The organism is Arcicella rosea, from assembly GCF_014204325.1.
Lineage (GTDB): Bacteria > Bacteroidota > Bacteroidia > Cytophagales > Spirosomataceae > Arcicella > Arcicella rosea_A.
This window is the reverse complement of the sequence record NZ_JACHKT010000006.1, coordinates 22,440-36,558: the sequence shown is the minus strand read 5'-3', so window position 1 is coordinate 36,558 and position 14,119 is coordinate 22,440. Positions and strand designations below refer to the sequence as shown.

Genomic DNA, 14,119 nt, shown 5'->3' with positions numbered 1-14,119 from the left:
CACTTTATGATACTTTTTTTGTTATAATATATATATTTAAACAAAAAAGTGCTGTATATTGCACCACGCAAATTAAAAGAAATGGACTTATCACAGGAACTAAAACAACGAAGAGAAGAATTAGGTGTTACGCAAGAATACTTAGCAGAGTTGGCAGGTGTCGGGCTTAGAACAATTAAAGCTTTTGAAAGCGGGAAAGCCAATCCAAGACTTGAAACCCTGACCAAACTTTCAGAAGTTTTGGGAATGGAATTAGTTTGGTCTATTAAGAAAATTAATCCTTGAAATATCTAACAATGAGACAATTAGCAGTGTACAGAAATGGTATTTTAGCAGGAATACTCACTGAAGAAAATCGGGAAAAATACTTATTCCAGTATGATGATAACTATTTATTATCTATTGAAAATCAATCAATTAGTTTAACATTACCAAAATCAACACAAGTATATACTTCCGAAATTTTATTCCCTTTTTTCTATAATATGCTCAGTGAAGGCGTAAACAAGAAATTGCAAAGTATGACTTTGAAAATTGACGAGAACGACCATTTCGGATTGCTGTCAAAAACTTCTCAATATGATACTATTGGTGCCATAACGCTTAAACCTTTGAATTAATATGAAAGACATTAAGTTTTGCCCTGGCACTTTAGCAGAAGGATTCAACACATATAGCCCAGTTTGTTTGAGAAAAGTATTTAAGAACAAAAAAGTTAGTCATATTTTACCCTATCAAGTACCGCAATTGAATGAAGAAACAGAAGATTTATTTATAGAAAATAGAAAACGGATTTCCATTTCTGGCGTTCAGGAAAAACTAAGTTTGTTATTAGATAAAAACCAATTGAGGCTTACCAAAGAAGGCGAACAAGGCGAGTATATCCTAAAACCAATTCCTAGAGATTTAAAAAAAGTAGATCAAGTTCCTGCCAATGAACATCTCACGATGCAAATTGCTGCCCAAGTTTATGGTATTAAAACAGCAGAAAATGCTTTGGTATTTTTTAAGGATGGTACTCCCTCCTATATCACCAAACGTTTTGACATCAGACCCGACGGTTTGAAATGGGGTGAAGAAGACTTTGCCAGTTTGGCAGGTAAAACGAAAGATAACTTCGGAATCAACTATAAATATGAATTCAGTTACGAGGAACTGGCCGAATTGATAAAAAAATATATTCCAACTTGGCGCATAGAAATGGACAAGTACTTTTCTTTGGTTGTATTCAATTACCTTTTTAGTAATGGAGACGCTCATTTAAAGAATTTTTCTGTACTTGAAACTCCAAAAGGAGATTACATTTTGAGTCCTGCTTACGATTTAATAAATACTCGTTTACATGTTGACGATACAGATTTTGCTTTAGACAAGGGTTTATTCAAAGATGGTTTTGAATCTGAACATTTCAAAAATTCAGGACATGTTCATCAAGATGATTTTATAGAATTTGGCGAAAGAATTGGCATTGCAACACATAGAGTAGTAAAACTTTTGCACCCATTTTTACAACGACAAACACAAGTAGAAACCTTAACGAATCGCTCTTTTCTTTCAGATACCAGTAAAAAAACATATTTACTATTGTATAATACAAAGCGCAATTACTTGCTTTAAAACAGAATTAGAGATGATTTTAAGCTGACAATTTTGTAAAAACTAAAAGTAGCTAATTACGCTTTTTTAACAAATTCTGATTTGAGTGCCATTGCACAGAAACCATCAATGTTCTTTACAAAAATCGACTATTTAAGGATTTCTACTATTTCTCTCATGAATTTGTCATATATTCATTATTATTAAGGATATTTGGGGTTTAAAAAGTGTTTTGTGTTTTGTCATATAATTATAGTTATGTTAAGTAAAGCCTTTTCAGACTTTAAAGTAATGCTAGAATAGTATCACTTTAAAGTCCATCATCAATATACCACTAATTACCATAAGCACACATCCTCACTTAATACTATTCACCTGTTCAAACAATTCTGTTATAATATGTTGTTTAGAATCGGGAGTTACTTCACGAAAATACTGAATCAAATCCAGCGTAGTAGAATAGCGATTTGGCTTTTTAGGATTATTAAAAGAATGCCAATCCTTCAGAAAATGCTGTAAAGCGATGTTTACATTTTTTTCTCCAATTTGTTTCTGTAATTCATACATAACGATTGCTCCTTTATTGTAGTAAATATGTTCTTCATTTTCAACCAAAGTCAGTGGCAATTCCTTCTTGCTAGACTTTAAATTATCTTCTGTGTATTCATCCAATTGGAACTTCAAAAATTGCCGAACTTTACTATCAGGGTATTTTTCTTTAAGCACCATGATGGCTGAATACTGTGCCATTGTTTCCAAAATCATATTTTGTCCCTGTACGTTTGCAGCTTCTAGTTGTAAACCCCACCACTGGTGAGCCACTTCATGGGCAGTAACATAAAATGCCATATCCACATCTTTTTTATCATCAATTTCCATCACAAAACCGATAGCTTCCGAAAAAGGAATAATGCTTGGCAGAGATTGAGCAAATGTTCGATACCTTGGAAACTCCACAATACGAAGTTGTTTATATTGATAAGGACTAAAATGTTTGCTGTAATAATCCAAGGACATTTTCATAGATTCCATCATACGCTTCAGGTTGTACTCATGTCCTTTTTGGTAATAAATCTCTAAATTAACCCGCTCCTTTGAAATGTTACCTGACGGAATAGCAGTGTCTCTCATTACTTCATACCGTCCTGACACAATGGGATAAAAATGGATAATCCGCTGATTGGTTTTGTAATGAAAATAATTGCGGTCATCTACGTTCCATTTTTCCACTAAATCGCCAGAAGTGAGGGCTGTTTGTGGTGCTTCGGTACTGATTAGAATATCTAAGTTGATGCCATCCGAATCACTCCCACTGCGTGCATTTACCAATTCTCTTACATCATCACGTTTGGCTTTTGGGTGTCTTGGAGCCAGCCCAAAATCTTTTCTTTCGTCCTCATCCTGCATTTCATATTTTTTCTGATAACCAAAACTCGGTAACACGGCATTGTCAAAAAAAGTACCGTTATACACTACATCAATATCAGCATTGTCAGTTTCAAAACCCCTTGGTTGTAAGGTCTGTTTAAAACTCATTTTCATTGTATCCCCTGGCTCTAATGCTTGACCCAATTGGTAAATGGTATAATGATATTTTTCATAATTGTTGTTTGCTGTAGCAGAACGGTCAAAGGTTACATCTGTTAATGCTACATTTGATGCCATTAGTTTTTGTACATGAATTTCCCGAATGGGTAATGGTGAAGTATTAATAAGCACATAAGAACCTGTAATTTTATATGCTCTTTGTGATGGGAACAGCTCAACTTTTAGATTAACATCTGTAATTTTAGGCTGTGGAATATATTCAAACTGTTTCAACGTCTTTTCGTAATCAGCTCTAAAATTATTTTGTTCACCCTTAGTCCAGAATTCATTTAACACATTGGTATTGTAAAAAATATAACTTCCAATACTGATAAAAAGCGTCAAGCAAACTAAACTGAAAATCCTCAACGATTTTTCTTTTTGCTTTAGTCCCCTCGTCCATCGTTTACTCAAGCCTGTTTCAGTTCCCTTTACCATCAAAACACTGGCGAAAATTAAGAGTAGTAAACCAAACAATACCCAATAGAATTTTACCCAGAGATAAGCGTTCAGAAAGTGTCCATAACCATTCATATCCGAGTAGGAGGCCAATGCCTGTCCACCAAAGTTAAGTAAGGCATGTTCCAAACCAAATACGCCAATAGCTACGTTGATGATAGCGAACGAGATGGTTGCGAGCATCCCCATAAACTTGTTGCCAGTAAGTGCCTGAAAAAACATGGCTGCAAAGGTATAAAGAGCCAGAAATGGAAATAGTTCTACAAAAAAACCAAAGAAATAGACATCCAACTCGTAGCGATAGTAGCCGTTCAATGTTTGAAACAGCACACCTGCAACAATGAGCGAAAGCATGACAATGACATAGATGAGTAATAATCCTAAAAATCTACTGCTCACAATAACAAAACTAGAGATTGGTGTGGCATCATGAATGAGGTTAAGCTTTACATCCCTTTCCTTCCACATGATTTCACCAGCATAAAAGACTAAAATAATCATGAAAAAGTAAATGGACATCTCTCGCAATTCTTCAATAATTAAATAGGTAGTTGGATAACTATCTACTCCATACGATGTGCCTAAACTCACAGAATTGACAAGAATAATAATGAAGCAACACAGAATAATTGCCCAAAAGGAAATGAGTTTGAGAATAGACAAACTATGAAACCAAGCATTGAGCAACAGCTGAACGAACTGAGCCTTAATATGAAAAACAGGTGTAACCGTGGTTAGGCTCTTAATGAAAGTAACTGGTAAGGTTTTTACTTTTTGTTTTTTATTGAAAGTCTTTTCATTGATGAGCATCAATTGAAACTTGATATAGCCAATCGCTAATGCCAGAATACCCAAGCCTACCCAGAAAAGTTTGTTAAGTAGCATAATACCCGACATAGGAATCAGCAGAGAATTTCTATCCATTACCGTCCAGCCTTTAGTTGCTTTTGTTAATGTAGTAAGCGAAAAGGGATCCAGTAAGGCTTGAAATGTTTCATTAGTAATGCCTTTAGTAATCATAAACAATACAAAAATGACTACACCTTGAGTATATACGACCATTAAATTTTTGCTGAGTGCCCCAGTGGTAAAAAATACAGCAGCACCAAAAAACAAAGTAGGTAAAACCACCCAAAGAAAGGGCTGTAGATAATTGATAAATTGAAAAGACAAAAATTCGTTTGGATTATTCCATGGCAAGAATTCTCCCACTATCATTCCCCCAAGCACAGCACTGAAAATAAAGAGTAACACCACAAAAGAGCCTAAAAAACGTCCTAAAAGGTAATTCCTTTTGGAAATGGGATTAACATAAATAAGTGAAGTAACGTCGTACTGAAAATCACGTAGTACAGGAACGCCCATAATCATCGATGCAATAATCATCGACAATCCAGTTATCGCTCCCATGGTTTTAGCAATCACCATTGGCGAATTCTTCTTCACTAACCCTAAATCTATGCCCTGAAAAACAAACTCCACGCCCACTGCGGAGAATAAAAATAGCAGCAGAAAAAAGAAATAGGTTTCAGGTCGCTTTAAACGGTATTTAATTTCAAATATAAAAAATTCGTATAGCATGGTGCGTTAAGATTAGCTGTTGAAAATTTGAGACATATAAACATCTTCGAGGTTGGCTTCAATAAGTTTGAAGGTTGAGCCTGGGTGTATGTCACTGATTACATGAACAATTTGATTTCCTAAATACAGACGTTCACTGATGACCTGATATTCCTTTTTGTATTGTTCCAATTCGTTTTTGTGTATCGTCTTTTCATACACCCGTCCTTGAAGGTTTTTGATGATTTCGGCGGGATTCCCCTGAATAACCACCTTCCCTTTGTTAATGATGGCCATCCTAGGACATAATTCTTTCACATCATCAACGATATGCGTTGAGAGAATTACGATGGTATGCTCTCCCACTTCACTTAATAAATTATAGAATCGGTTGCGTTCTACTGGGTCTAAACCTGCTGTTGGCTCATCAACTATCAGTAACTTAGGGTTGTTCAACAATGCCTGAGCAATGCCAAAGCGTTGCTTCATTCCTCCAGAAAACTCCCCCAATTTTTGCTTTCGAACCTCATACAGGTTTACTTTGTCGAGAAGGGCGTGTATCATTTCTTTACGCTCTTTTCGGTTTATAATCCCTTTTAAGACCGCTAGATGATTCAATAACATTTCGGCAGATAGTGCTGGATATACACCAAATTGTTGAGGTAGGTAACCCAGTACTTTTTTCAATTCATTCTTGTTTTCTAAAATATTGAGATTTCCCAATTGAATACTTCCAGCATCGGCTTCCTGTAAGGTCGCTATTGTACGCATGAGCGTTGATTTCCCTGCTCCATTTGGTCCAAGCAGTCCAAACATCCCCACGGGTATTTGTAATGATACGTTTTGGAGTGCTTTAACTCCATTGTTGTATGTTTTAGAAAGGTCAGTAATTATTAGATTATCCATGATTAATTTAATTTTGACCCAATATTAAACTGAATAGAATGGCTATAAAAAGAACTGGGACAGGCGTACTTCAGATAGGTATGAATTGCTGGTGCTGCGTGGCAAAAGCACTTGATAACCGTAAACAGTACGTTCATCACGCCAACTGATAAATCTGTAACAACCAATCGACTGGGCTTGAAATTTTGTGTAGTTTTGTGGAATGACTTTACGGCAAAAACTATTCGATAAGCAATTTCTTAAAAGGCTGGTGCCTTACTTTTTCATCGTGACCACCATGTTACTGGTGGTTTTTAATGATTTTTTTGGAAAAGAAGAAGACTATCACATCTTCATTCTACTATTTTTCATTTCGATGATGGTTTGGATGATACGATGGTTAATTATTCAGATTAAATTCATACTCCGACTCAAAAAAGATAAAACACAAGCTGAGTTAATGCACTTGAAAAGTCAGGTTAATCCGCACTTTTTTTTCAATACTTTGAATAATTTGTATGGATTGGTAGAAAAAGACACCGCTAAAGCTCAGGAGTTAATTCTCAAATTATCTGATATGATGCGGTATAGTATTTATGAAGGACAAAATGATTGGGTTACTTTAGCGGATGAAATTACCTATCTTGAAAACTACATGGATTTGCATAAAATGCGATACCACAAGGAAATTACCGTTCGCTTTGATGTAGATGTAGAAGATAGCCATGTTAAAATTATGCCATTACTCTTGATTATTATGGTTGAAAATGCTTTTAAGCATGGTGTAGAAAAACTCAGAAAAGATGCGTTTGTTTATATTCGCTTGAAGGCTACATCGCAAAATATTGATTTTGAAATTGAAAATAATTTTGATACTGAGGAACAAGTTGGGAATCAAGGCATTGGTCTGAATAATTTGAAAAAACGACTTGAATTAGTTTATTTGAACAAACATGAATTAGAAATATCTTCTAAGCGTGCAGATATTTATACAATTAGATTAAGACTTACTTTATGAGTATTAAATATATTATTGTGGATGACGAATCGGTGGCACATGACATCATCAAAAAGTATTGCTCGCTATTGCCCAATATGCAATTGATGCAGCACTGCTACGATGCCATTGAAGCCATTGAATACCTCAGTCATAACGAGGTAGATTTGATTTTTCTGGACTTGAATATGCCTAAACTGAAGGGCTTCGAATTTCTAAAAACGTTGTCTCATTCACCAAAAGTAATTGTTACTACAGCTTATAAAGAACACGCCTTAGAAGGTTACGAATTAAACATTGTTGATTATTTACTTAAACCTTTTTCATTCGAACGCTTTTTGAAAGCGGTTAATAAGGTGCGTACAGACACTCAAAAAGTACCATCTAACACGCAAAGTACAGTGAGCGATGAAAAGCAAGGAAGGTTTTTCCTACGTTCAGAGAATAAATACATTCAAATTGTAATGGATGATATTTTATTTATTGAGTCTTCGGGCAACTATATTAAAATTGTACTAAAAGAAGAAATCATTACTACCCGTGGAAAATTAGCTTCCATGATGGAACTCATGCCTATTGACAGTTTTCTTCAAGTACATCGATCGTTTATGGTAGCACAGAAGCACATCAAACGCATAGAGGGAAATCAGATATTTCTTGATAACTACACGGTGCCTATTGGAAAACTATTTAAGGTACAGTTAGAGCGACTTTTAAAATAAGAGAAACAACATTTCCAATGTACTTTATTACTTGTTTTTGGGTGAAATTTTATGAAAATTATTAAGCGTTACCAATGAACGATACAAAATGACTTTCCCTAGATTAACTGCGATTTTGACTTAATTACAGACAATATGACTATTGATTACTAACTAATTAACTGAAAAATTCTCGATTAGTAAACGAATAATCTATGGAGATATTAAAGCATTGGAACAAGCCGTTGTTCCAATACTAACAGTATATTTTTGGATATTTTCAATATACACCTAATTATCATTTATGTCGTTGCTAGAAGTTTTATGAGATGATTTTACAGGGAAAATATCTATAAAGTAGCCTATTTGAAGAAAATCACGACCTGTCTCATCATCAATCTTGTAGTCAAATTGATGCAAATAGCCGATTTGTATTATTGATGCTTTTGTTGGTTTATAATTGATAGAAAATAACATTCTATTTCTTTCAAAATAAGGTTCATGATCGGTAAAAAAGATTTCATTGCTTAAATTAATTTGTAGAGGACTGTATTCATCCCTTTGCTTGCCTAGAGGATATGATAATCCGAGCCTATATCTAAATCTATTCCGATAACCATTGCTTGTAAATCTTAATTCTGTCCTATATCGCTGCTCAATTTTAAGTTTATTAATAGACTGATAAAGTATAACTTGAGGCCAAATCCTAAGCTCATCATTATTTTTAGGTAAGATAAAATCTCCTCCTTCTTTATAGGTTTGATAACTACCTGTTCCAAAGGTTAATGCAAGGTTTTTAGAGAACTTATAATTAACCCCTCCTTTATACTCATAGTAATGAAAATTAGTAAAAAATTTTAATGAACGAATTTGTCCTTCGCCCCAAACACTCCATTTTTCATTGAGATTGTATTTTACATTCAATATGCTCCAAGTACCCAAATCGGGTGTTTGAGCAATAGAATTATTGATTATCAAACAATGAATAAGCAATACAAAATATAATTTCTTCATTTGTTATCTTTTAATTATAATCGCTTTACTATCAGTCTTCCGTTAGATAGTAAAGCAATTATAATCAGCAAATTTTTATCTGTGTTATTGTTAAATAATGAGTGAAAAGATACAATAGCTCATTCTCAATCTTTTCACTTTGCCCTATCAGGTTGTTGCCTGTGGGAGTTTACTAATTTCAGCAAGATACGATGAAGTATGCTTTTTTCAGCTATATCTAAAGCTGTCGTAAATTCTAATGAAACCCCCTCCATTTGAACTAAGGCTTTAATGAGGATATTATTGCCTATATCTGTTAGCGTGATTTGTTTACTTCGTTTGTCTAATTGGTTGGGCTCCTCAGAAATAAGTTTTTTCGCAATAAGTCTTTTTATGATTTCAAGCCCTGTTGACTTCTCATAAACCATCAAGTCAATTAACTCAGACTTAGTACAACTTTTTAACCCTCCCAGCGTCGCTAAAAATGAATACTCTTCAAAACTAAGATTGGTAGAGTATTCTAATAATTGTTTGGAATACATCTTGACATAACGATGTAATAAACCATTAAGCATTTCAATACTATTTTCAGCATCTGTTTTATCGTTTATCTTGTCCAAAATAATGCTATTTCTATTATTTTCAATGGTAAGCCAAATTAGGAAGGAATCTAAATTTTTACTCGTGTCTTCGCTAGCATAATACTTTTCAACTTGTGTTATCAATAACTTTAAAAGTTCAAATTTTCCCATTTTACTGTAGTATTAAAAATAATGCTAGATAATTACTGAAGAGTAATCCGTTCATTAATGTGATTAAAATTAGAAATACTCAACAATTGCCAGATAAATGGGCATTCCGAAAGTAATATTAACTGGGAAGGTTACCGCCAAAGCCATCGGTAAAAATAAACCGGGATTGGCTTTGGGTACTGCTATTTTCATGGCAGCAGGTACGGCAATGTAAGAAGCACTTGCCGCCAATATCGCAAAAATGAATCTATTGCCTACTTCGTGGGTAATCAAACCACTGGCAATAGCTACCCAACAACCATTGAAAATGGGAATTATTATGGCAAAAAGAATGGGAAACCAGCCCGATTGATAAAAATTACTGATTTTTTTACCGCTGATAATCCCCATATCTAAAAGGAAAATCGCTAAAAATCCTTTGAAAATATCGGTTGTAAAAGGTTTGATTCCTTGTGCTTGTTGTTCACTTGCCAACAAACCGATGATTAAACTCCCGATAATTAACAGTACGCTACCGTTGGTTAATGAGTGTTTTACTACTGTTTTCAAACCTTGTGGCGTATCGCTTTTACTGCCAAAAATCCTAATTAACACTACGCCAACAATGATGGCTGGTGCTTCCATCATCGACATTACGGCTACCATATAGCCATTCATCGTATGATTTTGCATTTCTAAAAAAGAAACCGCCGTTACAAAAGTTACGGCACTTACCGAACCGTAGGCGGCACAAATTGCTCCTGCGTTTTCGATACTTAGTCTCTTTTTCAAGATAAAGAAACTGTAAAGTGGAATAAAACAAGCCAAGAAAACCCCAAAAAGTAAAGCCCAAATAATCTCAAGGTTAAATGGGCTATGTGCCAACTCTTGCCCACCCTTGAAACCAATCGAAAACAAGAGATAGAGCGAAATGAATTTAGAAGAATTTGGCGGAATTTCTAAATCACTCTTGAGTTGTACGGCAATGATACCCAATACAAAAAACAAAAGTGCTGGATTGGTTAAATTTTCAATGAGTAATTGTAAGTTCATATTGTAAGGATTTAAGGATTATGATGATAAAATTTATTTGAATCGTGCTCTTTCTAATCGGTCGTTGATACTTCGCCCAATGCCGATATCGGGTAGTTTTTCAATAATGATTGCATCCAATTTTTGTTTATCTAATCGGTGCATTGCGGCATACAGATTTGCTCCTGCTTCTTGTAAATCGCCCTTTTCTGAAAGTACTTCATGAGTATATTTTCCCAGATTTTCTAATTGCTCTTTGAATAAAATCAGTCCTACTTTTTTTCTCGAAAATGAGTTTATCATGCTCTTTACATCGTCGGTAACAAAAGTAGGCGTGTTCGGGGCGTAGTGTTTCAAAAGCATCCCGGGAGCGTCGGGTTGGTCTTTGGCACTGGTTTTAATCGCAATTTTTCCAATTACCGCTTCAATTTCTTCTATCGAAATCGCTCCATGTCTAAACAAAACTGCCTGATTGTCGATAAATCCGATAATAGTTGATTCTAATCCATTTTCAGATGCACCACCGTCTAACACTGCGGGAATTTTTTCACTGAAATACTCGGCTACATGTTCGGCTGTTGTTGGGCTAATCGAACCAAATGGATTAGCACTTGGTGCGGCAAGTGGATAATCCAATAATGCCAAAAGCGACTGAGCTGTCGGATGTTTGGGAATCCTAACGGCAACAGTTTCTTTGCCTGCGGTGATAATATTGGGGATACTCGGATGCTTCTTTAATAACAAAGTAAGTGGTCCGGGCCAAAAATGATTACTCAACTTAATGGCTTGTTCTGGTATTTCTACGGCTACTTTGTCAAGGTACTCTACCGATTTTATGTGTACAATCAAAGGATTATAGAAAGGTCTTTTTTTTACTTCAAAAATCTTTTTAATCGCTTGCTCACTATAAATATTCCCTGCCAAACCGTAAACCGTTTCGGTTGGCATACCTATTACTTCGTTATTATTTAAAAAAAAGGCTGCTCTGTTTATATCTTTTGTTACTTCAATCATAATTTATGGATTACAAAAATCACAATACATTGGGTCTTCTGTTAGTTTATTTTCTCGGTATAATTGCTCGCTGCTGTGCGAGCATTTTTGACAACTTAATATCACCGTTTTGATAGAACTTGTAGGTAAGCCACAAATACGACAAGGAAGCCCCGAATGAAAACCAGTAATCCCAAAACCGGGTGTACTACAAATCGGACAAAGACTTTTGGCTTTTTCTGCCAGTTTTTGCGTCGTCTTTTCAATCATTTTCATTCTTGTCGGATTATACATTGCCCTCATATCTGTTTCGACATAAACAAATCCATACTTTTTATGAATGCTATGAAAAACTTTTTTTAAGGTTTGCCAATCTATAATTCCTTTGGTCATTTCGGTAAAATTGTCTTTGGAAGGTCGAAGAATAAGACCATGACTGGGGAACTGTACTTTTTGAGCAAAGTCAATAAGTGTTTGTTCAGAAGAAAACGTTTCGGCATCAAAATTTGTTTCAGTAAAAAGTTTATTTACAACTATTTCTATTTCGTTTTGGTAATCTTTCAATAACAACATTTCCTCATTTGCTTTCATAAAAAACAATTGTGGATGTGAACCAAAAGAGCCTTCACTTGCCAAAACCAAATCAAACTTATCCTTTCCTCTTGCCAATTCGCATTTCATTCTTGCCGTTTCTAAAGGACTTTTCGTCCTTTCTACTTCGCCTGCAAATGTTCCCAATTCGTCTGTATCTATATTCTCCGACACAACACATTTTACTCCCAACGCTTCCTCTAAAATGGGTGCTATTACTTGTTCTTTTCGATGTTTCGTTGCAATCAGTAATGTTCGCCCTTCAAACATTTTATTGTCCTTGACCTAAAGAGTATGCTGATTTGCCATCAAATTCATACAAGTTTTCAGTCTTGATGGTATCAATTGATAATTCATGGGCATCATACAACAATTGAATTATATCCTGTTTTTGAATATGGTGACTCATCGTTGGTTTAAATCGACAACGCCAGTGATCTGTACAGAATGTTTCTTTAAATCCATCGGGCCAAACCTTAATACCACGGTTGGTAATCATCGAAAGTTTTACATCTCCATTATTTAATAATTGTACTTTTTCTGCTAACTCATTAGGGTCTGTACCCGCCCAATGTACAAATATATCTACCCCAACCAGTGCTTTTTTGGCAGGAGCTTTACGCTGATACTTCGGTAAATTTAAGGCTGTTCCCTTTGAATAATTAACAGGTTTAAAGGTTTCAGGCTGTTTGCCCAAATTAGCAATTACTGCCTCTGCAAATTCTTTTGTCCCTACTTTCTCAGTACTGATTCCTTCTTTAAAAATATCGTAAGTATGAATCCCCTCTTCGATGGTTCTTAGCCAAGCATTTTGTACTTTTTCTGCTACGGCTGTTTCGCCGATGTGATTCAACATCATAATTGCTCCTTGTAACAATCCTGAAGGATTCGCAAGGTTTTGTCCTGCTCTTCTTGGGGCAGAACCATGAATGGCTTCAAACATGGCACATTCTTCGCCAATGTTGGCAGAACCCGCTAAACCAACCGAACCTGCAATTTGTGCGGCTACGTCTGAAAGTACATCGCCGTATAAATTCGGCATTACGATTACATCAAAAGCTTCTGGTGTGTCAGCCATTTTTGCCGCTCCAATGTCGATAATCCAATGTTCATTTTCAATTGTTGGATACTCTTTGGCTATTTCATCGAATACTTGGTGAAACAAACCATCTGTTTGTTTCATGATATTATCTTTGGTAAAACAAGTCACTTTTTTGCGTCCGTATTGTTTGGCGTATTCAAAAGCATAACGCACGATTTTCTCACATCCCGGACGGCTAATTAATTTCAAACATTGTACTACTTCGTCTGTCTGCTGATGTTCAATTCCTGCGTATAAATCTTCTTCGTTTTCTCTGATAATCACAATATCCATTTCTGGGTGCTTCGTTTTTACGAAAGGATGTAAACTTGCACAAGGGCGAACATTTGAATAAAGTCCTAAAAATTTACGAGTCGTTACATTCAAACTTTTATAACCGCCACCTTGCGGAGTAGTAATGGGAGCTTTCAAGAATACTTTGTTTCTTCGTACTACATCCCAAGATTCCTTAGCGATACCAGCCGTATTTCCTGCCAAATACACTTTTTCGCCTACTTCAATTTCCTCGACTTCAATAGCCGCTCCTGCTGCTAAGATGATTGCCAAAGTGGCATCCATAATTTCTGGTCCAATGCCATCGCCTTTTGCTACGGTGATTCGTGTCATGTTGATTTGCTTTTATTTTTTTGACTTTGCAAAATTCTTAAAAGCCGTTCATATATTTTTATTTATATTTGTAATGATAACCATTAAAAATATTTATGAATCATACTTTGCATCAGTTACAATATTCTTAGAAGTAACCCAAACACAGAGTATTAAAAGGCTTCGGAAGAGTTGCTTTAACGCAACCTAGGTATTGATTAAACTCCGATATTTTTAAGAGCAATTCGATGTCCCTCTCTCATTAAGTATCTTTAATAAAGCTATTTATCACAGTTTTGAGGAATAA

General features: G+C 35.2%; 13 protein-coding genes and 1 pseudogene. 6 read left to right on the top strand and 8 right to left on the bottom strand.

From position 1 onward, the window contains the following. The first annotated feature begins 81 nt into the window (after nucleotides 1–81). Genes HNP25_RS05660 through HNP25_RS05650 form a run of 3 tightly spaced genes read left to right on the top strand, consistent with a single transcriptional unit; the run spans nucleotide 82 to nucleotide 1,617 of the window. Nucleotides 82–285 (top strand): helix-turn-helix domain-containing protein, encoded by a 204-nt coding sequence (locus HNP25_RS05660; protein ID WP_184131637.1) that lies wholly within the window; start codon nucleotides 82–84, stop codon nucleotides 283–285. Nucleotides 286–296: 11 nt separating this feature from the next. Then, nucleotides 297–620 carry a HipA N-terminal domain-containing protein gene (locus HNP25_RS05655; protein ID WP_184131634.1) on the top strand — a complete coding sequence of 108 codons (324 nt, stop codon included), beginning with the start codon at nucleotides 297–299 and terminating at the stop codon, nucleotides 618–620. Between the two features lies 1 nt (nucleotide 621). Then, nucleotides 622–1,617, top strand: coding sequence for a type II toxin-antitoxin system HipA family toxin (locus HNP25_RS05650; protein WP_184131631.1), 996 nt, complete (start codon nucleotides 622–624; stop codon nucleotides 1,615–1,617). 336 nt (nucleotides 1,618–1,953) lie between these two features. On the opposite strand, the gene HNP25_RS05645 is transcribed toward HNP25_RS05650, so the two are convergent. Next, nucleotides 1,954–5,223, bottom strand: a complete 3,270-nt coding sequence (locus tag HNP25_RS05645; protein WP_184131628.1) for an ABC transporter permease/M1 family aminopeptidase — start codon at nucleotides 5,221–5,223, stop codon at nucleotides 1,954–1,956. A 12-nt stretch (nucleotides 5,224–5,235) separates the two neighbouring features. Next, on the bottom strand, nucleotides 5,236–6,108 hold the full coding sequence (locus HNP25_RS05640) for an ABC transporter ATP-binding protein (protein ID WP_184131625.1): 873 nt from the start codon (nucleotides 6,106–6,108) through the stop codon (nucleotides 5,236–5,238). 277 nt (nucleotides 6,109–6,385) lie between these two features. Here HNP25_RS05640 and HNP25_RS05635 point away from each other — a divergent pair, with 277 nt between their 5' ends. The 3 genes and pseudogenes from HNP25_RS05635 to HNP25_RS21970 all read left to right on the top strand — a co-directional run. Next, nucleotides 6,386–7,105 carry a sensor histidine kinase gene (locus HNP25_RS05635; protein WP_221432412.1) on the top strand — a complete coding sequence of 240 codons (720 nt, stop codon included), beginning with the start codon at nucleotides 6,386–6,388 and terminating at the stop codon, nucleotides 7,103–7,105. Continuing rightward, the gene (locus HNP25_RS05630) at nucleotides 7,102–7,806 is read left to right on the top strand and encodes a LytR/AlgR family response regulator transcription factor (RefSeq protein ID WP_184131620.1); all 705 of its coding nucleotides are present in this window, start codon (nucleotides 7,102–7,104) and stop codon (nucleotides 7,804–7,806) included. The genes HNP25_RS05635 and HNP25_RS05630 overlap by 4 nt, the downstream gene beginning before the upstream one ends. A gap of 169 nt (nucleotides 7,807–7,975) precedes the next feature. Beyond that, nucleotides 7,976–8,080: pseudogene (locus tag HNP25_RS21970) on the top strand (hypothetical protein); the annotation flags it as partial. On the opposite strand, the gene HNP25_RS05620 reads toward HNP25_RS21970, so the two are convergent. The 6 genes from HNP25_RS05620 to HNP25_RS05595 all read right to left on the bottom strand — a co-directional run bounded on the left by HNP25_RS05620 (nucleotide 8,077) and on the right by HNP25_RS05595 (nucleotide 13,833). Then, entirely contained in the window at nucleotides 8,077–8,799 is a 723-nt protein-coding gene (locus tag HNP25_RS05620; RefSeq protein WP_184131618.1) for a DUF2490 domain-containing protein, read from the bottom strand. The pseudogene HNP25_RS21970 and the gene HNP25_RS05620 overlap by 4 nt on opposite strands. 134 nt (nucleotides 8,800–8,933) lie before the next feature. Then, on the bottom strand, nucleotides 8,934–9,530 hold the full coding sequence (locus HNP25_RS05615) for a MarR family winged helix-turn-helix transcriptional regulator (RefSeq protein ID WP_184131615.1): 597 nt from the start codon (nucleotides 9,528–9,530) through the stop codon (nucleotides 8,934–8,936). Nucleotides 9,531–9,599: 69 nt separating this feature from the next. Continuing rightward, on the bottom strand, nucleotides 9,600–10,562 hold the full coding sequence (locus HNP25_RS05610) for a sodium-dependent bicarbonate transport family permease (RefSeq protein ID WP_184131611.1): 963 nt from the start codon (nucleotides 10,560–10,562) through the stop codon (nucleotides 9,600–9,602). A gap of 33 nt (nucleotides 10,563–10,595) precedes the next feature. After that, nucleotides 10,596–11,555, bottom strand: coding sequence for an L-threonylcarbamoyladenylate synthase (locus HNP25_RS05605; RefSeq protein ID WP_184131608.1), 960 nt, complete (start codon nucleotides 11,553–11,555; stop codon nucleotides 10,596–10,598). 3 nt (nucleotides 11,556–11,558) lie between these two features. Continuing rightward, nucleotides 11,559–12,395, bottom strand: coding sequence for a DUF6671 family protein (locus HNP25_RS05600; protein WP_184131605.1), 837 nt, complete (start codon nucleotides 12,393–12,395; stop codon nucleotides 11,559–11,561). A gap of 1 nt (nucleotide 12,396) precedes the next feature. After that, entirely contained in the window at nucleotides 12,397–13,833 is a 1,437-nt protein-coding gene (locus HNP25_RS05595) for an NADP-dependent isocitrate dehydrogenase (RefSeq protein ID WP_184131602.1), read from the bottom strand. Nucleotides 13,834–14,119 lie beyond the last annotated feature (286 nt).